Below are 20,722 nucleotides of genomic sequence, written 5' to 3' on the forward strand. Positions count from 1 at the left end.
GCCACTATAAATATGCTATATACCTGTTTTTTAAAATTTAAAAATCAAGAGAGTTGGTATTGAAGGACATGTTTTTAACTCATTTTATAATAGGTCTATTGGTGTCTTCATTTTCCGTTACTGTTATTCTACTTATACGAAAATGGTTTGGAAGACAATTAACAGCAAAATGGTACTATCATTTGTGGATGTTTCTTTTTATGGCTTTAGCACTTCCATTCATACCTACTGATTTATATAATTTTAGTTCTCTCTTTAGCGGTGGGGATACATATCAGACTAATGCACCCAGCTCTAATATAGAAATAACTGGAACTGATATGATGCAGGGCCTACACCTAATACAAGACTTGTCTGTATCGGTCAATCGGGCGGACCTGGCCTTACTTAATATGGGAGTGATGGGTTTATGGATGTCAGGGATGCTTTTATTTACCTTTACTATGGTTCGTGGATGGCTCACACTTAGAAGGATAAAGAATTATTCTTCTGCGTTTTCCAATCAAGAAGTTCTCGTGCTTTTCGAAGAATGCAAGAAAAGACTACAGATTAAAAAATCAATCAAGATTGTTATTTCGAAAAGAGTCCAATCTCCAATGATATTCGGACTTTTTCAAACATATATCGTCTTACCTTCTCAGCATGAAAACTGGCTTAGCTTGAAAAATTACGAGTATATCTTTCTTCATGAACTGAATCACTATAAAAACAAGGATTTGCTGACAAATTACGTGATATTGTTCTATCAAATCATTTATTGGTTTAATCCCCTTGTCTGGCTTGCTTTTAGAGAAATGAGATTGGATCGGGAAATCGCATGTGATACATCTGTTTTACAGTTACTTGATGATAATTCATTTAGTGAATATGGAAATACAATCATTAATTTTTTGGATCTTTCAAAACGGTCAAGTAAGCTACAGTTAGTGACACAATTAAACGGTTCGAAGCTTCAAATCAAAAAACGAATTGAACAAATTTCTGACTATAAGCATTCCGCAAAAAAATCAATAAGAAAAAGCGTCTTTATTTATGTGTTTGCCAGTATCATTTTGACAATCCAATTACCTTTCGTTTCCGCATTTGCGACGGAAAACGACCGATACTATTTTAATAATGACGGAGCAGTTTATGAGGATTTACATCAATTCTTTAAAGGGTTTGAAGGAAGCTTTGTTTTATATGATCATAATGCACAGCAATATCACATTTATAATGAAGAGAAAAGTACGTTGCGGGTATCACCTGATTCCACATACAAAATCTATAGTGCCTTATTTGCACTAGAATCAAATGTGATATCACCCGAAGAATCCACCCTTTCATGGGATGGGACGGAGCAACCCTATGACGCTTGGAATATGGATCAGGATGTCTCATCTGCTTTACAAAAATCTGTAAACTGGTATTTTCAAGAATTAGATCGTAGAACAGGATTTGAAACAATACAATCCAATCTACAAGAGATAAACTATGGAAATTCCGATGTATCTGGGGAATTTGGTGAATTCTGGCTCGAATCCTCATTAAAAATTTCTCCAGTCGAGCAAGTCCAACTGCTGCAAGCCTTTTATTACAATCAATTGGGATATAAGGAAATGCATATCCAAGCTGTGAAGGAAGCACTACTCTTAGAAAAGAATGAAGAAGCTCGCCTATCAGGAAAAACAGGTACAGGAGCAGTGAATGGAAAAAACATCAATGGTTGGTTTATCGGGTATGTAGAGACCAAGAACAATACTTATTTCTTTGCCACCAATATACAAAATGAAGATGATTCATCTGGAAGCAAGGCGGGAGAAATTACTTTATCAATTTTAAAAGATTTAGGAATCTATAAAGAAAATGGAGGGGAGAAATATGGAGAAAAACATTCCTAGTATATCAGAATCAGAATGGGAAATCATGAACGTGCTTTGGGATAAAGCCCCTCAAACAGCGAATGACATCATATTTTCCTTACAGGAGAGTACCGATTGGAAGCCGAAAACCATACGCACTCTTCTCGATCGATTAGTTCAAAAAGATGTAGTAGGTGTCAATAAAAATCTAAGAGTTTACACCTTTTACCCGCTCTATACACAGGAAGAGTGCCAGCGTGCCGAGACCGAATCATTTATCAACCGTATCTATGGAGGTACCCTGAAATCCATGCTTGTCCAATTCATTCAGGAAGATACCCTATCTGATGATGATATCAATGAACTACGCTTTATTTTAAATAAGAAACCTAAAAAGTAATAATATTAAAAAAGTCGATTTGGAATTTTTTCAAATCGCTTTTTTCGGTCGAAATCAAAATAGCGGGGGACAGATTTCTCATGTAATTATCGCTTTCTTCTCTGTAAATACTACGCCCGTTAGTCATAAACTAAAAAACAAGTGTAGAGCTACACACGAAAGGAGTTAAAAAGTTTATCCAGTAGTTCAAATGATCCAACCATTAAAAGCCATCCCCGAGTTTATGATGACGTGGAACAGTATAGCTGGATGGGGAAACACAGCATGTTTGATGACGATTCGCTCGGGTTTAACGACCTCGAAAAAGACGTTGGTGTTGGGATAATCAACGCCATCAGGACCGTGCATGATAAACTGCCATGTACCGCCCGGTTTCATATCAAACTTCTGAAAAGTCGTCGTAAAACCTCGAGGTCCCCACCACTTCGACAGGTGTTCCTCTTTCGTCCAAGCATCAAACACAAGATCGCGTGGAGCATCAAATACGCGGGTGATCACAATCTCGCGTTCACCTACTTGCGTTGCGATTTTTTTTGTTGCGTTGTTTTGGTTCATGTCCATCCCTCCAAAATGAATTTGACTTTGACTTGTTGAAACCTATATCACTATGATTACAAGCCCTTGAATTTAAATATGTAAATATTTATATAATAATTCACTTACAATTATTTCAAACATTCTTTCTAGGAACAACCCCTTATTCAACAATCTGGAACGATTGTTAAATAAGAGCTAATGACATTCTTCCACTAACCTGATCCGTTAGTGGAACAAGAAAAAGAGCCGCCGCAGCAACCCTTTGTTAAACATAAGCTACCCGATAGTTTAGGTACAATATTTCACAAACTTCTTGTAATTGGGAAAGGCTGTTCCAACTAAGGAACACCTTTTTTCTTTTCAAGCATATTCAATATCCGTAAATACTATTAAATCCGCGTTTTACCGTCAGGACCCCTACTGGTATAATTTTTGATTGTAGCTCTTACCAAACATTCCGATATAATCTATCAATCACTTCTGCCATTATGGCGGGCAACTGAATCGGTTTTTCAATAATTAGTAGAAAAAATTGCATGATCCCCACCAGCGATATAACAGAATACAGAATCCATTCCTTAATTGGCCTTTGCTTGTTAACAAAGTAGACAAAAAGAGCAATCGTGATTAATATGCTGAGGACAAATGGCCACATTATGTTCTTCTCCTCTTGTTTATAAAATGAACAACAATGAGCAGAGTCGGAATCACCACATTAACAAACGATACCTGCGGCAACAAATACTTTTTCATCCACTCGACATTCTCAATGATGTTCTGATGCATACTTTGGGCGAACCCTAATATCATGATTGCGAGTGGGGCAGAAATCAAACCTCGATGTTGGATGTTGAATGTCTGCGCAATACCTGTTACCGCACAATAGAAAGTAAACATAAGTTTGATAAACACAAGAATAAGCCAAAAAATCGAGAAACCCCCTTCTATGTGTTCCAGGAATTGAGTGAGCTCCAATTCCTGGGATAACGTAAATAAAGGATACGCAATGTGCGAAGCGCGAGATACCCCAAGTGTTCCAATGATAAGAAATGTGACCGCCGATAAAAATAGGACGCCGAGCAGCGCTCCTTTCAGGTAAACGAGACCGGGGTTTTCCTTTACATAAGGAAAGATCATGATGAAAGTAAATGCATCCATATATGGAAACGCAATCATAAAGCTTGATTTATAAAATACTCCTTCCCAGTCTATCTCCAGAACGGGCGCAAAGCGTGACCAGTCCCAAACGTTAATGGAGATTGAAAAGAACAGGAAAAAAATTAGTATAAGAAGCGGAGCAAAAAACTCCGTTGTGCGGGCAAGTGTCTCGATTCCTTTTACTGTGCTGTATACCGCAATAACCAAAAAGCAAGCACCGAATACCCAATCGTTCGTATTCGGTAGCAAAGTCGTCGTCATAAAATCGTCTAAATTGTTAACCACCCACGAACAAATAAGGATCATCTGGAAAACAAGTAATATACTCACAACCATACCGGCGACTCGCCCCAATACATGATTGCTAATTTGAATCAAGTTTGCTTTGGGAAATTGGTTGGCCAAATAAACCCAAAGGAACGAAATGCCAATACCCGCGAACCCTGTCCATATAGGAACAAGCCATGCATATTGTTTTGCATCGGCGATAAGAACGGGGGGGAGTAAATAAAATGCGGTGCTGATTGTCGTAAATATGACGATCGAAAGAAACTGTCTTTTGGATAATGTTGCATCTTCCATTACACTATCCTCCTTCATAGGGAGTTACTAATACTCCTGTTTTAACTATTGATGATTTAATGTCAAGAGTAACCTTCGTTCTCATCCAACTGTCAGGATTTGCTTTTAACTCAGTCCAACCCCTCCCAGTTGTATGTGAGATCCGTTCCTCAAGTCCCAATAAGTCCCATTTTTCCTTTTTGGCAAGCTTCAGTAAGTCCGTAACTTGATCCGTCATTTCTTCGTTAAACCTCTTTTCCAATCGACGCAACGTTTGGGAATCCAAACGCTTATTCTGATGAATGTTCAGCAATTTTAACTTTGGTTTGATAGTAAGATGAAGTGTCGGCTCTCCATCTATAAGGGTGAACCGTCTTTTAATCTTTGGTTTGGACAACATTTGCAGATCGGCAAATTCTTCACTGCTTAACTCGATATGTTGGTGCAGAGTTTTGCTTTTACCCAACATGAAGTAAAGTGGAACTACTTGTTCGGCCTTCAGTTCACCAATGAACTGACCTTTCCTGATAATGGATACGCCTGTATAGGTGAAGTTTCCTGTATTCCCTTCAATGGATTCATAACGTTTAGTAGTGGTAATCGGTTTTTTACTTGATAACATAATATTGGAAACGAAAGTGAGCTTTAAGCTTTCGAAGTTTTCGAGTAATGTATTAATCTTTGATTCACCAACGTCTTTTCCTGTGAAGTCAACTTGCAGTTGCTGAATGTTTCGGAGGTCTTTCCCTACATTTGATTCGAGCGGAACATAGGTATTCATAATATCCCCCACAGAATCTTTCGTGACAAAAAGGGCAGTCGCCATGCGACGACTCGGATCGCTCTCCAAAAAATTCAATAGATCACCCAATCCATTTGCAGCTAGACGTTTCGACACAATATAAGCTTGATAATGACTAACGAATATCTCTCTTGGTACGGTTTGAGTCGCCTTGCTTGTAAATTCAGCCCAGGACTTTCCCTTAAATACATATGTATAAATCGGGGAACGGCTCCCCCCGGTTTTCGTACTGGCAATACCGTTTGGATTGACGACTTGGTAGTAGCCCAAATAGTTTCCGTCCTCGTCCACATCGACGCCGACCATATCCACGATGGCCAGATCATTAATTTCCCGATAGTCTCCGCAACCTTGTAACATTAGGCTAAGGAACAAGATTGGAATTGCTGTTCGTAAAAATGGGGTCATAACATCTTACCTTCCTGGCTTTTTCATTTTGTACCAAGGTACACGGACAAGCGCATCTCTCAATCGGCCTGTCTGGTGTGGAGCGACAGGAGAGAGGTATGGCTCCCCAATTGTTTTGAGAGATGCCAAGTGCACGACCAACAGGATCGTACCGCATAATATGCCAAAAAGCGCCAAGCTTATTGCCAATATCATAAAAACAAACTGTAGAATCCTTTGCGCCATGCCAAAGCTAAACGAGGGACTGATGAAATTGGAAATCGCTGTGACTCCGACAATAATGACCATTGCTGCAGAAACCAGCCCCGCCTCGACTGCTGCTTGGCCAAGTACGACGGCTCCGACAATGGAAATTGCCGAACCGGTTGCGCTTGGCATTCGAACCCCTGCTTCCCGCAGTATTTCAAACATAAGGAGCATAATGAACGCTTCAACAAACGCAGGAAATGGAACACCTTCCCTTTGTGCTGCCAGATTGAATAGCAATGTGGTTGGAATCAACTCCGGTCTGTAATTAGTCAGGGCAATATATATACTCGGTGTGTAAATCGACAATAAGAAGCCTAAAAATCGCAACCATCTTAAAAATGTAGAATACATCGCCCTTTGATAATAATCCTCCGCGCTGGTGAAAAATTGAAAAAACGTGACCGGAACGATTAGACAATGCGGAGTGCCATCGGTAATAATTACAATTCTCCCTTCCGTCAAGTGAGAGCTAACCACGTCAGGGCGCTCCGTATTGAGCACTCTTGGAAAAGGAGTGATTTCTTTATGTTCAATCCATTCTTCAATGTTCGCACTTTCAAATATGGCGTCGGTGTGAATGTTGTTCAACCGTTCCCTAAACGTTTGTATTCTCTCCTCGGATGCCTTCCCCTTTAAATAGGCCATCAAGACCTTTGTCCTCGTCGTTTGCCCAATATCATAGGATTCGAACATAAGCAGTGGATTTTTGATCCTGCTACGTATGAGTGCCACATTGGTCATGACATCCTCCGTAAAGGCTTCTGCCGGGCCGCGGACAGTCTTCTCTGACTTAGGCTCTGTGATACCTCGATGTTGAAACTTGGAAACATCGAACACATATCCTTGCTCGTCGTTTTGCATGAGGAGAATACACTTGCCTTCCGTAAGTAGAGACGCCCATTTTCCGGGATCCGATTCTACGGAGTAAGGTACCCCTGAAAGACTGTCAAGAATCCACGGCAACTTTTTTTCCTGTGGTGTTTCTCCTATATTGAGGCGAATTTCCAAAAGTGGAATCAGAATGAACTGTTGAATCTGCTTCTTATCAATGAGTGTGTCCAGATAAGAGCAAGCAACCGGGATGTCGGGGCCGATGTAGAAATGGTGATATTTGAAATCTGGTTGTTGTTGCAATGGCTTCAGTAAATACCGATCAAATAAATCCATAAGCTACACCCTCCGGTCTGTTTTTTTTAGATACTTCCGCTTGATTTATTCTTCCCAAATTTTGTTAAGAAATCCCACCAATAAAAACTTATCATAAATGCAGTCTAATCTAGACTTTTCTTTTTTTTATATAATACAAATGTAATAACGATAAAAAACACATAAGTATTAAGAAAAAATCCCCATTTAAATCCCTCTTTTTTAAAAAATCTTGCAAAAAGCAAGAATTTTTATCAAACTTTTTTATAAATTATCATTCTTTATTTTTAATAATCTCTCCCTGCATTAAGTCTTTTGTTCCTAATTCTTCAAGAAAGAGATTTGTTTCGCTAACCTGCTTCGTTAGCTCAACAAGAAAAAGCCACCAAGAATATGGCAGCTATATCCTGAACTCTTTCACCCGCTACTTTAACAAGTACCTTACAAATGTTTATATTCTAATACTTCTATCTTAAAATCATGGTTGTATTTCTTTTTATTAATTTTAATACTGTCACATGATGGAGATATCCTTATTTTAACCAAGTCCTCTTTATAGTTATCTCCTCTGTCATTTTTGGGATTTACTCTAATCCTTACTGCAACATCATAAGAATGATTATCGTTATAATCAATACCAACAATTCTTGTCCATTGCCAATCTGTCGAATTATTATTATATTCTTTTAGAACCTTCTTATCTATGGTTGGAAATACAATATCTGAAATAATGTCCTCTGTTGTCATATATAATTCTGGTTCAAATTTTGAAACATTTTCTGCTTCAACAGTTTGTAAAGGTGTAAAAGTGAATAATAAAAATCCTAATAATATTAAGTATTGTTTAACCATTAATATTCACCCCATATTTATATTTATCCCTTAATCTTCCCAATTTGTTCTTCTTTATTAAACTAAACTGCACCTTTTGTTCAATATGAAAAGGCGATTACCTTTATTCAGCAATCGCTCCTATCGTTCAACAAGGATATATTCTTATTTAAACACTTTATCTATTTCATTCTTGTCGTAATCTAATATCCAATCATTGTATGTATAATAAACATCTAGTATAGATTCAGGTGAGGTAGCAAGTACATCACATCCTCTATCATCGTAAACGTGAAAAATAGTTTTCCTTTTGATATTTAAAAAATATATCCTATGAAAAATACTTGGTTGGATTCCTAAATCCTGATTACACACTGCTTTTAACAATGGAACGTATTTTATATCAGATGTTTTGCATTTAAGAGTAAACCTATGTGTTTTATATTTTCCGTCTTCATCATCTTCAGGGAAAATATAAGGCATTTCTATATGCTTCAATTTATATAAGATTGATTTTTCATAGACATAGGGAGAAAAAATCCTCGCTTTGTGCTTATATGTTTTTCCATCTCCAAATCATTTACATCTACCACAACAAAAATTTCCTCGTCTTGTGAATGTAAAGATTCATATAACGTGACAGCCCTTTTATAAACCCCCTGTAGATATGAACTGTTTTCGTAATTGTAGTCTCTATTCCACTCTACCCCTAATTCGAACCGTATGCCAATTTCCCAGTTATAGAACAAAGGTGGTCTAAGGTTTAAGTTAGGGAAAAACTCATTCATATATTCATTTAAAAGCATTGTCACACCACATTCCATTTCTTTAGTTTTACCATTCCTTGTTCAACTAAACTGCTTCTTTAGCTCAACAAGAAAAGCTGCCCAGGAAAGGCAGCTGGATCTTAAATTAACGCACCCGTTACTTTAAGTACAAAACTTCACAATCTCATCGTACTATGAAACAACCTCAAATTTCAGGGTGTTCCGTTTTACTATGATATATTCACCTGTTGATTTATTCATTACTTGAGAAACTTCCTTCGTATGCGTTATCTCAAACCAATCATTTTGTATATCCACCAGTAATTTTACTTCCACATCACTTTCCCCATATTTTAAACCACTATAAGATAATTTTGTCATCGTAATCATCCCTTTCTTAATGAATAATATTCGTCTGATGAGACATAAGACATATTCTTCTTATTGTATTATCCTGCATCGTTAGTACAATATCTTCAACAAAATAAATAAAAGACTTCTCCTTCTTAAAGGAAAGCCCCCATTAGTTGAAGAAGGACGATCACCATTTATGTGGAAATCGTCCTTTTTTATTTCCTGCTGAACAGTATCGTTGTACTGTGCAGCTGGAAAGTTGTTCTTCTTAAAGATAAGCGCCCTACAGACCAAAAAGAGATAGTGGGTTAATCCTTTACATCTTCCTTGCATATTTCACTAACTAGCTGCCATAACGCGTTGTTTTCTTTATTTTTCGGTCCAAGCCTATTACAATTTTCATATTGAGGCTTTGAATTCCTTTATTTTTTGCATTAAACCCTAATAAATTTTTCAGAGGTAACTAATTATTAAGTCGTTTGTTAACTTCAATTGTAATGAACTCCGGCAAATAGCTGGGAGTACATCCTTTTGCTACTATTTCATCTTTGTAAAGACCCGTTTTCTCACCAAGTTTAATACAACGTGCACGATTCTTTTCATCATAAACGCCTATCCAGCCTGCGGTGAAATTCATAGCCCATTGAACTTCCGGTTCTTCCTGCGTAATATTAGCTTCTAATGCAGATAGCAAGTATGCGGTGTTATCAGGCGGTGTTTGTCCAGTCCATCTCAAACGCCCTTGATAATACCAGAAAGCTCGCCTTTGAAGAGCAGAAGGACTATTTTCCCATGACTCCATCAATGCAATTTTCTTCTTGTCTTTGGTGAGCTGATTAGCCATTAACCAATCCATTAAGTTATTTCGCTCATCAAGAGTGTGAGTCTGCATATCCTTATCAAGCTTATTTAGCACATCTTGTGAAAGAAGTTTTTTGTCCATAATTAAGATTGCTAATAGTCTGGGCAAAAACTCTTCGGTTGACCAAAGTTCCATAGCTAGTTCGTGATCTTTTTTAATGTCCTTCGCGATTTTTCGTAAGTCGCCTAGCTTAGTTTTACTATTGATCTGAGGTAGAATGTTTTCTGCTTTTGAAAAGCGTTTTATTTCTGTACCTTTATTTTCATTCATTTTATACAACTCCTTTATTAAAGCACTGTTTCATAATATGTCCTTGACGGGATATATCAAGAACTTAATTTCGTTATAAGTCTTATTGAAGTGGTGTGCCTCCAAAGTTAATATTGTAGTATATATCGTATTAAAGCTTTCTCCACCTATAATAGAAGAGCAACCATCTTTAATATAATAATAACATTTACTTCCTTTTAATTGGATACGAAAAGAGCATTCCTTTTTAAAGAAACGCACCCTTTAGTTTAAGTGAAACTCTTCACAAATACCTATCAACTATAAGTTTAGCTAACTTTATATCTTTTATTTGTTCAATATGTCTTTGCTCGTGTAAGTACAGTAATTCAAGCCATTGTTCTAAGATAATTCACCAAATGCAGGATGTTTCGCTGCTTTTTTAGATAGGATAGACTTATCATCGATTGCACGAAGAACGTTTAATAAATTTTCCCTTGATTCCGTTAATAAATTTAACATATTTTCAACATCAAAAGGCTCTTCAGTTGGTTTGGCAATCTCTGGTGTTTCAAATTTTTTGGTTCTATCAGAAACTAAATGTATAGGTTTATGGGCGACACTCTCATAGTCTTTATCCTTTAATCCTTTTTCTATAGCCTTGGTAAATAAATTTTCAGACAAATATAAATGATGGCAAATTTGGGAGATACTCCACTTATCCTGAGCAGGTTTGGCATTTAATTGTTCATAATTCAATGCTTTAACTTGCTCTACTAACTGATTGTTTGATTCTAACAATAAATCAAAAAGATTCATTTTATCTCTCCTTAAAATTAGTAGCATTGTTTAGTATAAAAGTCATCCTCTTTGATTTTAACACTTACTATTAGTAGTTGGTACTAAAAAGTGATTGTTCTTTCACTAAACTGCCCGTTAGTACAACAATAAAAAAAGACCGCCGCAGCGATCCCCCTCTTTAACAAACGCACCCCGTTAGTCGAAATACGCCAATAAAGATGGACAATTTTGCCACTCTCTCCATAAGCACTTTAAAATGTTTATTCAAAGGTAATTAGGAGAATTCGTGATAATATGGTACACTTTGTTTACCATTTGATTTACTTGTTTACATGTGCCCTACTCATTCGTGAGTGGGGCTCCTTGTTTTTAAAAGGAGAAATAAAAAAACAGACTCTATAAAGAGCCTGCTTTAGTTTGTTCTTATTATTAAGCTTTACGCACGTTAGCCGCTTGAGCTCCACGTTGACCTTGCTCAACGTCAAAAGAAACTGTTTGACCTTCGTCTAAAGATTTGAAACCTTCGCCTTGGATAGCTGAGAAATGAACGAATACGTCTTCTCCGCCTTCACGCTCGATAAATCCGAAACCTTTTTCTGCGTTAAACCATTTTACTTTACCTTGTTCCATTTTGTTTCCTCCTGCTGTGTGCTTTCCACACAATGTGTTACTATCCTTGCACTCAGTGATCATCAAGACGAAAAGTTAATCTTATACTATCCTTTACACCGATCAAAAATAATTCTTCTAAAGTTTAACATTTTTTAAAAATATTTGCAAGAAGACATAAATGCAACCATATTTGCCACTCCTGAATTTTCACAACTAGTTTGGATTCTTATGTTGTTATTATTCAAGTAAAGCACCCGATAGTTTAAGTAAAATGTTTCACAAACTATTATTAACATGATCAAATTTATTGAAAGCCTTTTATACAGAATTGAATTTCTCTTAATTCACTTTTTTCTAATTTACTACCATAGTTCACTAATGTATTTAGTAGTAAAGCCAATACAACATCAATAACTAAAATCGTTATTATTAAACCAAATACCAACCTTTTAACACTGGTTCTAATACTACATTTCTGCCTTCTAATAAATATCAAAATTATAATTACTCTTTTTAAAACTAAAGTGTCGAAACCAGATATTTCTATATAAGTGGAACTACTTCATTTCATTTCTATAGTTTAAAGGGATCCAATATCTACAATGTAGTTTACCCTCATAATAATAAGAGTTCTCCATTACTCCACCTTTTTTTTCAATGCTCTTTTTACTAGCTATATTATCTTCATCTACAGTTAGCAATACTTTTTCAAAGTTACTATTATTATATTGTTCTAATGCAAATGTCAAAAGGTCTTTAGAAAGACCCTGACCTCTATAGCTGGGTGCAATGTTATAGCCGATATGTCCGCCGTATTGAAGTGTTGCTTCTGTTAAACTCCATCTACAATCAACATAACCAGCTATCTTACTATTAAAAAATAGAAAATAACGAGTTACTGGTACAAAACCTTCCCTCGGACTTGTTTTTCTTTTCTCAAGTTCCACTAGGTAATCCATAAAATCACTGGGAGGAGATACTAATGCTGGGTCATTCTCGTTTTCATCAGTATGGTCATTAACAAAATCTATATAGGCATCTTTATCTTCTACTTTTAATTCTCTAATCATTAATTTCTTCTCCCCTTAGCTCAATACAATAATTATAAAACTTTTTATGTGAATGAATTGATGGCGATTACTACTCATCAACAAGCCAACTTTCTCGTGTTATCATTCTAACACTCCTCTATTTAAGGATATTTTTCTCATTAATAAACAGTATTCAATATAAAGAGCTTAACTCCTGCATGGAATAAAGCTCTACAAATAAATCTTTCTTCAACTAACCTGCCACCTTAGCACAATAAGAAAAGGGCTGCCGAAGCAACCTGATCTTAAAGTAAAGCACCAGGTAGCTGAATAAGCCTATAGCTATTCATAACCTATTTTGGACCTACATATGTTTTTGCTATTAAGTCACCTAATCTCTTTTTATCGCTTCTGCTTAAGAAAACAACCAATTCAATTATAGAAATGATTAACGTAATATTTCTTAAGAGAATTTGCCAGTAGTGAAGTTCCATACCATTACTATTATAAATTTTGAGTCCAAAAATCCTTTTTCCAATACTTCTCTTTATAAAGGAATCTTTAAAAAGAGGAAGTGTAAAAACAATTGTATTAATAAAATTCCCAATTTGTTTTGTAACCCTATATTCGTCATCTCCTGCATAGTGTAGAAAAAGTAAAATTCCAAGTAAAGTTAATAATGTGATTAAAAAGTAATCAATTACAAAAGCAATTATTCTCTTTGTTGTTGTATTATCACTAGACAATAAGAAACTCCCCTTCATTTTTATATTACTATTCTAAACTAATAGCCTTTGTTTTTGGGTAAGTATTCTTATACTAACCTGCACGTTAGTGCAATTTTTTCATTTTGATCAGGGACGGATTTTCAAAGGAACTCATCAAGTGTAACAACGTAATCAATTTCGTGAAGCTCCTTGTTTAACTCCTGAATATAATGTGTTACTGCTTCAACTAATGCAGTTGTGGTAATGTATTTGAGTGTTTCAAACTCCTGCCAAATGGAATAAATTCTCCAGTAGTCTTTATCTTCATAAATAAAGTTGATTATAGCCTCATCATGGTCAATTGTGTCGTAGTCCATATTTTCTCTAAGACCACTACGAATCTTATGTAACCATTCACCCAGTTGGATTCCTAGTTCTGCAAGATTAATATATGGGTCATCAAAAAACAATTTTTCATCCACATATATGTTTAAAGCACCTTCAATAAAACCATGTTCATAAGCAGAATATTGAGGTCCGTTTGGCACATTTTTATCTAAAACAAACGAGAATCTAACATCCATAAAATCACTCTCCTGAAGGAAATATTCAACACTAGGTCAAATATTCCCTCTTCTTCAAGTAACCTGCACCGTCACTTCAATAAGAAAAAATGCGCCCCTGCTGTTTACAGAAACGCACCCCCGTTAGCTGAAGAACTAAATCCATTTATCTAATGTCCAGCCTTCAGCTAATCTCTCTTTTAGTAAAGTGTCATTCCAAGTTCCCCAAGGTGACAATTGCTTTTGTTCATCACTCTGTTCCTGTACTTGTTCTCTTTTCCAAGTCTCATAGTCAATAATGTGCCAATTGATAAATTCACCTTTTATGGTATGCTTACTTCTAAATTTTTTTGGTAACACAAAATCTAGTGGGGGATTAAAATTCCCCTTTCTGTTGACTATCCTCTGCTTTAATGCCGTACCTAAAGGAAAGTGAACAAGGTACATTTCTTTCTTTTCCACTAATTCGTTTTCTAGGATATACCCTTCCTCATATAAGCTGGGTAGGATACGGATTAATTGACCCATTGTTTCATCCTTATGAACATACTGAAATAATCCTATACCATTAGGGGTTACTATATCAAAAACATCCCCAATTTTTACTTGTACCAACCTAATCAATCCTTATTGTTTTTAACTGTATTTTAACATATGCTTGTTTAACTAACCTGCTCCGTTAGTACAACAAGAAAAAAGAGCTGCAGATCCATTTATTGATCTTCAACTCTTGCTCCCCTTTGCTTTAATAAAAAAAGTGTTCCTGCTCTTAACAAAAACGCTCTCGTTAGTGATTTTTTTCTATTTTACATATCCACTTATAATAATTTAATAAAATAATTAGTAAGATAGGGTCACAAATTACTGAATACAATAATTTCCACCATCCATAATTGAAGTACCCCCAAGGCTCAGGGAATAATGCTATTACTTCATAGATCACCATAAATATTAACCAATAAATATAATAAAGAACTCTTTTTAATAATAGAGATGTAAATGGATACCAATTTAAAAACATCATATTTATAGGTGGTACAAGTAGTGTAAGTGCAGGTAAAGATGACCAATCTACATCTTTTGAAAAGTACCAATAACCATGGTATTTTTGGTCAATATACAAATCAAAAATACCCTGAAAAACGATAGTAAATGCCCAAATATGAACAATTTGATTTTTAGTCAGCCGCTTGTTAGTTTTAAATGCAATTAAATTAAAGAGAAAAACAGCAAAAATAAGTCCAATCATACAAAATGTCCTTTTTTATCTATTTTTCTCTTATCTAAGTTCAATTATTCTGGAATTTATCCTTGTAAAGCTAACCTGCCCCGTTAGCACAATAAGAAAAAGCTGCCTTTACACAGCAGCTAGATCTTAAAGTATTGCACCCGTTACTTTAAGTACAAAACTTCACAATCTCTCTGGACAAAATTTTAAAATGTAATAAACCTTCTGTAATAATTTGTAATTTTTATGGCAAGCTAAAAGAAAACAAAGGAGTTTTGTTATTTTTTGTCGTTCACTTTTAAAATAGCTGCAACGATTACTTATTAGCTCCGAACCTATTTATTCTCTATGCACTCTTCTGTTACAGGTCCTGGTGGAGGGGGAAAGAGGTGTATTAGAAGATGTGTTTCTCACTCTAATGATACCTAAAATTATCCAAGTTAGCAACCAGCTGCAACATGAGTAAAGCTGAAATGATGCACTATATTATCGAATTAAAAGGACGATGGCAATTAATCGCCAATTTATCGGGACAAATACAGCTCCAAGCTTTAGGCATGCGCAAATCAATTGAAAATAGCTAATATCGTTTGGTGCCAAAAGAGCAACCCTTTCTCCTTTTCTTACGCCTTCTTTATATAACCAATTTGCTGTATGCTCACAAATCTGATTGAGCTCAGCAAATGTCCATTGCTTCTTTTGTTCGGCATCAATAATTCTTTCTCTATTTGGTGTTAATCTCGCTCTGTTTGCTAGCCAATCAAGCTCCCACCTCACGACAATCTCTCCCTCTTTCTTGATGAGTTGATTGTATCGGTCGGTGGTTACAATCAAGTTACCCACAAATCGCCACCGATTTCCTTTAAAAGGGCTCTAAAGGTATATGTAGAGTTTGAAATTATTGCTTTAGCCCATAAAATATTAAAAGTAAAGCAAAAAGATAAACAGGCAGGAAGAGAAATCCTTGTCGCCTGCCTTATTTTGAAGACTTATCAGACAGCCCTCTATTATCAAAACCAATCATCAAAATCCAAATACAATTGCTCCTTCATAGGACAGTTCGAACCTGCTTCATATAGAAGTAGCGGACAATGTAAAAATACACAATTTGAATTACTAAAAAGACACCCAGTACCATCGTTGATACCTTTATTAAGTCATAAGGGAAAAGATGCGACACTGCAGTTAAAGCTATCGCTCCATGAATCAATGCGACAACAATTGGCGTGAAGAAAAGAATAGCTGTTTGTTTAGTTAGAACCTTTTTCAATTCTTTTTCTGTTAAACCCATTCTTGCAATAGAACGGAACTTCTGTTTGTCCTCATCTAAATCCGTATAAAGTCGGAAATAAAGGAAGCTTCCAGCCAAAGCAAAAAAGACAATCCCAATAAACAACCCTACAAACAACATGAGTCCATATTGTTTATTTAATTTGTAAATTTGAAGTTCTTGTGAATAAAATAATCCCGAAACTTCTTCTCCTATCTTTATAGAAGCTGCTAATATCGTTTCTTCCTCATCAGCTAATTGCCATGCATGATAATCTTCTTCGCTAGACGAAGCTGGCAGTTCCTCGTAATGTTGATCAGAAATCACATAATAAGAACTCGTTACTGGTAGAACATTGGAATGAATCACTTCATCTGGCGACAAGGTAACACCTGAACTTAATTTTACCGACTGCTCAACTAATGTTTCGGCTAGTCCCCAGTTATCCGCAAGAACTTTAACTACTTTCACTTTTCCCTCTTGAACATCTATTGGATTTTCTCCCAGTAAACTAGCAAACCGATTAAAATCAGATTGACGAACGACGAGTACGAAATGTGGATTAACGTCGTCATAATAGCGAAGTATGGTTTGCTCATGAACCGCTTCCATATTCGCATCTTTAATAGTTTCATTAATCAAAGCAATATCCTGTTCTTTTTGCTCATTCGTTGTATATTCCTCGCTCGTTGTATAGGAAAAAGGATTCGGATAATGATTTTTTATCTCTTTTTCCTGTTCTATAATAAGTGTTTTAAAACCAACTAGCGTTCCAATCGCAATAAATGCTACAGTGGAAACAACCGCTACGATAAAAAAAGTACGCGCATTATCTTTCATTCGGAACGAAAGGTCGGATAAGAAAATCATATTCGTTTTATTCCAAAAGATGTGATCATTCTTTTTAAAACTTCGAATCAAATAAACACTTAACTGAGTGAATAACAGATACGTACCGATAATCAAGACAACCATTACTGGAGACATCACGTTTATGATGTCCTTTCCCTTCGCAGTCAAAGCAACTACATAGCCAATTCCAATCAGAAATACAGCTAAAATCGTCAAAAGGAGATTCGCCTTTGGTTCACCTTTTGATTGCTTACTTCCTTTAATCAGTTCAATCAGTTTTCGACTACGCAATATATAAGATATAAATAGCGAAATAAAGAAAAATAACACAATAAAAGAAACAAAGGTGATAACAACGGCTTGCATTGGAATATAAAAGTTTAGTGCGTCATCCATGATTAGCACATTTTCAGCAACCAATAAAATCCCTTTAGAAAAAATCAATCCTAATAATATTCCGCCTATTGTTGCAAAAAATCCAATCAAAATGTTTTCCATGAATACCATTAATCGAGCTTGTCTAATAGACATACCCTGCATCATCAATAACCCAAACTCTCTCTTTCGGGTATGCAAGAATGAACTCATTGAATAGAGAATGAAGAAAAAGGAAAAGACATAGATGATTCCTGCTGCAATATTCATCCCTACTTGTACGTTTGCATAGATTACACTTCCAGTTAAGGCTGGGTGAAAAGAGAAAATCGCAAAGGTAAAAAACACCATCACCGTAAACATGCTGCTTAAGAAGTAAGCTGCATACAACCTTTTGTTGCGAACGACATTATTAAACGCGAATCTGCGAAAGGTCATGGCCATCCCCTCCTAGTAAAGAAAGTGTATCGATAATCTTTTGGAAAAAGGCTTGGCGATTATCTCCACGATGAATTTCTGAATAGAACTCTCCGTCTCGGATAAAAATCACCCGATTGCAGAAACTTGCTGCCAGTGGATCATGGGTCACCAATAACATTGTTGTGCGCTCATTCTTATTAATCCATTCCAACATTTCCATAACATCTTTCGATGACTTCGAATCAAGATTCCCAGTCGGTTCATCGGCGAGTAGCATCTTGGGCACATGAATCATCGCCCTTGCCACAGCAACCCTTTGTGCCTGACCACCAGATATTTCATAGGTGCGCTTGTTCAAAATAGGGGTAATCCCTAATTTTTCTGCGATAACATGCGCCTTCTCTTTCATCTCTTTGACCTTTTTTCCATCGAGAGTCAACGGAAGAACAATATTTTCCTCCACGGTTAAGGTATGAAGCAAATTGAAGTCTTGAAAAACAAACCCGAGTTCACGTCTTCGGAATTTTGCCAAGTCATCCTTCTTTAGACGATTTGGATTTTTTCCATTAATCAATATCTCACCAGTTGTTGGTTCATCAATCGTAGCAATCATATTCAAAAGGGTCGTTTTTCCACTACCTGAAGGACCCATGATTCCAACAAATTCCCCATTTTCAATGGATAAATTAATATTGTTTAATGCCTTATAAACAATTTTACCTTCATAAATTTTACTCACCTGTTTTACTTCCAACATCACAAGATCCCCTTTCTAATTCTGATCTGTGAATAGTATAACTTGCTCATTGTTACCTGAACTATCGATTCTTCTTACACTTTCCTTACAAGGTTTGTAAGGTTTTGAGTTTCTGAGAAAATGATGAAGATGGTTGTACCTTTCCCTACCTCTGACTCCATTTCGATCCGGTGCCCGAGGATGTTTAGCGTCTCCTTTGTCAAATACAACCCCATTCCCGTGGATTCTCGAAATTTCCTGCCATTTTCTCCAGTATAAAAGGGATCAAATATCCGCCTTTTATCTACTTCAGGAATGCCAATCCCAAAGTCCTTTACTTCCAGGACGGCTTCTTTCCCTCTTTCATAAATGGAAATGATAATCTGATTACTGGTTTCGGAAGAATATTTAACTGCATTATTGATCAACTGAGATAGGATAAAAAAAAGCCACTTTTCATCAGTCGCAACCAATATTCCTTCCTTTTCCTCTTCTAGCTTAGGATAGACTTTGTTGCGAATAAACAAACGTTTATTTTCTCCGTTCACATCATCCACCAATTTCGAGAGATTCACCGCCCTAATATGAAAATCCTGCTCAATCCTTCTTAGCCGTGCCATGTAGAGAACCGTGTTCAAGCCCGTTTTCATCCGTTCGGTTTCTTCTCGGATGCTGGAGGACTCAGGTTCATCTAAATTTCGGGCAGTGAGTTCAATAACCGACAAAGGGGTTTTCATCTGATGAACCCATTGATCCATAAACTTCCGATGCTCATCCTGCTCTTTTTCGACCATTTCTAATTGACTTTGAAATAACATGTACTGGTTACGCAACACCTGGGCGAAAGCTATCGAAATCGGAGCGTCATCTGTTTTTTGAAAACTGTCATCTAGTGATTCCAGCGGCTGATTCAAGCGCTGGTACAACTTCTTACGTGATAAATAATAATAAGTTAGGTAGCAGCCAAGGAAGAAAAAGTTGAGAAAAGTTGCGTAAAAAAATAGATGGATATCTCGGTATCCATCTAACCAGAAGAGTGAAAGGATGACGAGCATTTGAACTGCCTGGACAACGATCAGTAAGGAATACTCCTTAAAAAACAATCTCATCGCTTATCTTCCTTCCATGAAATGTTTAACCGATACCCTGCCCCTCTTACTGTTTCCACTGCATCGTGTAATCCAAGTTCCTGAAACTTTTTCCGAACCCTCGTGATATTCACATTCAATGTATTTTCATCGACATAACTTTGTTCATCCCAAAGTTTCTCTAGTAAGTCTTCACGACCAGCCACCCGTGGATATCGTTCCATCAAGCTTTCAATAATATCTGCTTCCTTCTTTGATAAGGAAATGGTTTTGGTGCCGAGGGCCAACTCCATTCGATCCGGAAAGAATTTAAGACCAGCGTTTTCTAATATTCGCTCCTCTTGTCTTGTGGCATATTCCCCATAAGCACGGCGCAGCTGGCTACGGATTTTAGCCATTACTATTTCTGCACTAAACGGCTTTGTAATATAATCATCTCCGCCATTTTCCAATGCTAATACCTGATCCATCTCCCCTATCCGAGCCGAGATAAAAATTACTGGGCATACCGATTCCTTCCGAATCTGCCTGCACCAGTAATACCCATCAAAACTGGGCAAATTAATATCTAAAAGAACTAAATCTGGATTTATATCATAAAATTCTCTCATTACATGTTCAAAGTCATTCACACAGGTCACACCATAGCCATATTTTTCAATATGCATTTTCAAATGTTCTGCAATTTTAGGATCATCCTCAACAATCATTATTTTTTGCAAGTTCCATCACTCCTTGTTTCAAGTACCATTATGTCACAGAATGAAAAAATGTATAGCTAGTCGTAGAAAAAATTCCCCTCATGTAAAAGACTTTTCATACAAAAATAGAAAAGGGCTGACGCAAAAGACAGGATAATTGACTTTCGAGTGACCCTTTTTTTAATTTTATCTAA

At 36.3% G+C, this 20,722-nt stretch carries 20 protein-coding genes and 3 pseudogenes; 2 read left to right on the plus strand and 21 right to left on the minus strand.

Annotated features, from left to right (window positions below; translation table 11 throughout):
- The first annotated feature begins 68 nt into the window (after window positions 1–68).
- Both ACIQAA_RS29175 and blaI read left to right on the plus strand, forming a co-directional pair.
- Window positions 69–1,880 carry a BlaR1 family beta-lactam sensor/signal transducer gene (locus ACIQAA_RS29175; RefSeq protein WP_402626706.1) on the plus strand — a complete coding sequence of 604 codons (1,812 nt, stop codon included), beginning with the start codon at window positions 69–71 and terminating at the stop codon, window positions 1,878–1,880.
- Window positions 1,861–2,241 carry a penicillinase repressor BlaI gene (blaI, locus tag ACIQAA_RS29180; protein WP_252202846.1) on the plus strand — a complete coding sequence of 127 codons (381 nt, stop codon included), beginning with the start codon at window positions 1,861–1,863 and terminating at the stop codon, window positions 2,239–2,241. The genes ACIQAA_RS29175 and blaI overlap by 20 nt, the downstream gene beginning before the upstream one ends.
- A 249-nt stretch (window positions 2,242–2,490) precedes the next feature.
- Here blaI and ACIQAA_RS29185 read toward each other — a convergent pair.
- The 21 genes and pseudogenes from ACIQAA_RS29185 to ACIQAA_RS29285 form a co-directional block, all read right to left on the minus strand.
- Window positions 2,491–2,796: pseudogene (locus ACIQAA_RS29185) on the minus strand (SRPBCC domain-containing protein); the annotation flags it as partial.
- A 427-nt stretch (window positions 2,797–3,223) separates the two neighbouring features.
- Window positions 3,224–3,433 (minus strand): hypothetical protein, encoded by a 210-nt coding sequence (locus ACIQAA_RS29190; protein ID WP_402626614.1) that lies wholly within the window; start codon window positions 3,431–3,433, stop codon window positions 3,224–3,226.
- Window positions 3,433–4,518 (minus strand): GerAB/ArcD/ProY family transporter, encoded by a 1,086-nt coding sequence (locus ACIQAA_RS29195; RefSeq protein WP_402626616.1) that lies wholly within the window; start codon window positions 4,516–4,518, stop codon window positions 3,433–3,435. The genes ACIQAA_RS29190 and ACIQAA_RS29195 overlap by 1 nt, the downstream gene beginning before the upstream one ends.
- 4 nt (window positions 4,519–4,522) lie before the next feature.
- The gene (locus ACIQAA_RS29200) at window positions 4,523–5,707 is read right to left on the minus strand and encodes a Ger(x)C family spore germination protein (RefSeq protein WP_402626618.1); all 1,185 of its coding nucleotides are present in this window, start codon (window positions 5,705–5,707) and stop codon (window positions 4,523–4,525) included.
- Between the two features lie 6 nt (window positions 5,708–5,713).
- A complete protein-coding gene (locus ACIQAA_RS29205; protein ID WP_402626620.1) occupies window positions 5,714–7,123 on the minus strand; it encodes a spore germination protein in 1,410 nt (469 codons plus the stop codon).
- A gap of 420 nt (window positions 7,124–7,543) precedes the next feature.
- Window positions 7,544–7,954: a hypothetical protein gene (locus tag ACIQAA_RS29210; protein WP_402626622.1), complete on the minus strand. Its 411-nt coding sequence runs from the start codon at window positions 7,952–7,954 to the stop codon at window positions 7,544–7,546.
- 144 nt (window positions 7,955–8,098) lie between these two features.
- Window positions 8,099–8,757, minus strand: a pseudogene (locus ACIQAA_RS29215) (DUF3885 domain-containing protein).
- A gap of 135 nt (window positions 8,758–8,892) precedes the next feature.
- Complete coding sequence (locus ACIQAA_RS29220) at window positions 8,893–9,081, minus strand: hypothetical protein (RefSeq protein ID WP_076370500.1); 189 nt, start codon at window positions 9,079–9,081, stop codon at window positions 8,893–8,895.
- A gap of 436 nt (window positions 9,082–9,517) precedes the next feature.
- Window positions 9,518–10,186 (minus strand): DNA alkylation repair protein, encoded by a 669-nt coding sequence (locus tag ACIQAA_RS29225; protein ID WP_402626624.1) that lies wholly within the window; start codon window positions 10,184–10,186, stop codon window positions 9,518–9,520.
- 262 nt (window positions 10,187–10,448) lie between these two features.
- Window positions 10,449–10,963, minus strand: a pseudogene (locus tag ACIQAA_RS29230) (DinB family protein).
- A 411-nt stretch (window positions 10,964–11,374) separates the two neighbouring features.
- Window positions 11,375–11,575 (minus strand): cold-shock protein, encoded by a 201-nt coding sequence (locus tag ACIQAA_RS29235; protein ID WP_168242950.1) that lies wholly within the window; start codon window positions 11,573–11,575, stop codon window positions 11,375–11,377.
- 539 nt (window positions 11,576–12,114) lie between these two features.
- Window positions 12,115–12,627 (minus strand): GNAT family N-acetyltransferase, encoded by a 513-nt coding sequence (locus ACIQAA_RS29240; RefSeq protein ID WP_402626627.1) that lies wholly within the window; start codon window positions 12,625–12,627, stop codon window positions 12,115–12,117.
- 314 nt (window positions 12,628–12,941) lie between these two features.
- Entirely contained in the window at window positions 12,942–13,334 is a 393-nt protein-coding gene (locus ACIQAA_RS29245; protein WP_402626629.1) for an RDD family protein, read from the minus strand.
- 122 nt (window positions 13,335–13,456) lie between these two features.
- On the minus strand, window positions 13,457–13,879 hold the full coding sequence (locus ACIQAA_RS29250; RefSeq protein ID WP_402626631.1) for a DUF7878 domain-containing protein: 423 nt from the start codon (window positions 13,877–13,879) through the stop codon (window positions 13,457–13,459).
- A 135-nt stretch (window positions 13,880–14,014) separates the two neighbouring features.
- The gene (locus tag ACIQAA_RS29255; RefSeq protein WP_402626633.1) at window positions 14,015–14,473 is read right to left on the minus strand and encodes a hypothetical protein; all 459 of its coding nucleotides are present in this window, start codon (window positions 14,471–14,473) and stop codon (window positions 14,015–14,017) included.
- Between the two features lie 172 nt (window positions 14,474–14,645).
- Window positions 14,646–15,107 carry a hypothetical protein gene (locus tag ACIQAA_RS29260; RefSeq protein ID WP_402626635.1) on the minus strand — a complete coding sequence of 154 codons (462 nt, stop codon included), beginning with the start codon at window positions 15,105–15,107 and terminating at the stop codon, window positions 14,646–14,648.
- Window positions 15,108–15,572: 465 nt separating this feature from the next.
- A complete protein-coding gene (locus ACIQAA_RS29265) occupies window positions 15,573–15,929 on the minus strand; it encodes an AMP-binding protein (RefSeq protein WP_402626636.1) in 357 nt (118 codons plus the stop codon).
- A 205-nt stretch (window positions 15,930–16,134) separates the two neighbouring features.
- Entirely contained in the window at window positions 16,135–18,021 is a 1,887-nt protein-coding gene (locus ACIQAA_RS29270; protein ID WP_402626638.1) for an ABC transporter permease, read from the minus strand.
- Window positions 17,996–18,760 (minus strand): ABC transporter ATP-binding protein, encoded by a 765-nt coding sequence (locus tag ACIQAA_RS29275; protein WP_402626640.1) that lies wholly within the window; start codon window positions 18,758–18,760, stop codon window positions 17,996–17,998. Before ACIQAA_RS29275 ends, ACIQAA_RS29270 begins: the two co-directional genes overlap by 26 nt.
- A gap of 74 nt (window positions 18,761–18,834) precedes the next feature.
- Window positions 18,835–19,848, minus strand: coding sequence for a sensor histidine kinase (locus tag ACIQAA_RS29280; protein ID WP_402626641.1), 1,014 nt, complete (start codon window positions 19,846–19,848; stop codon window positions 18,835–18,837).
- The gene (locus ACIQAA_RS29285; protein WP_402626643.1) at window positions 19,845–20,549 is read right to left on the minus strand and encodes a response regulator transcription factor; all 705 of its coding nucleotides are present in this window, start codon (window positions 20,547–20,549) and stop codon (window positions 19,845–19,847) included. The genes ACIQAA_RS29280 and ACIQAA_RS29285 overlap by 4 nt, the downstream gene beginning before the upstream one ends.
- Between the last annotated feature and the right edge of the window lie 173 nt (window positions 20,550–20,722).

It is taken from the genome of Neobacillus sp. NPDC093182 (assembly GCF_044754045.1).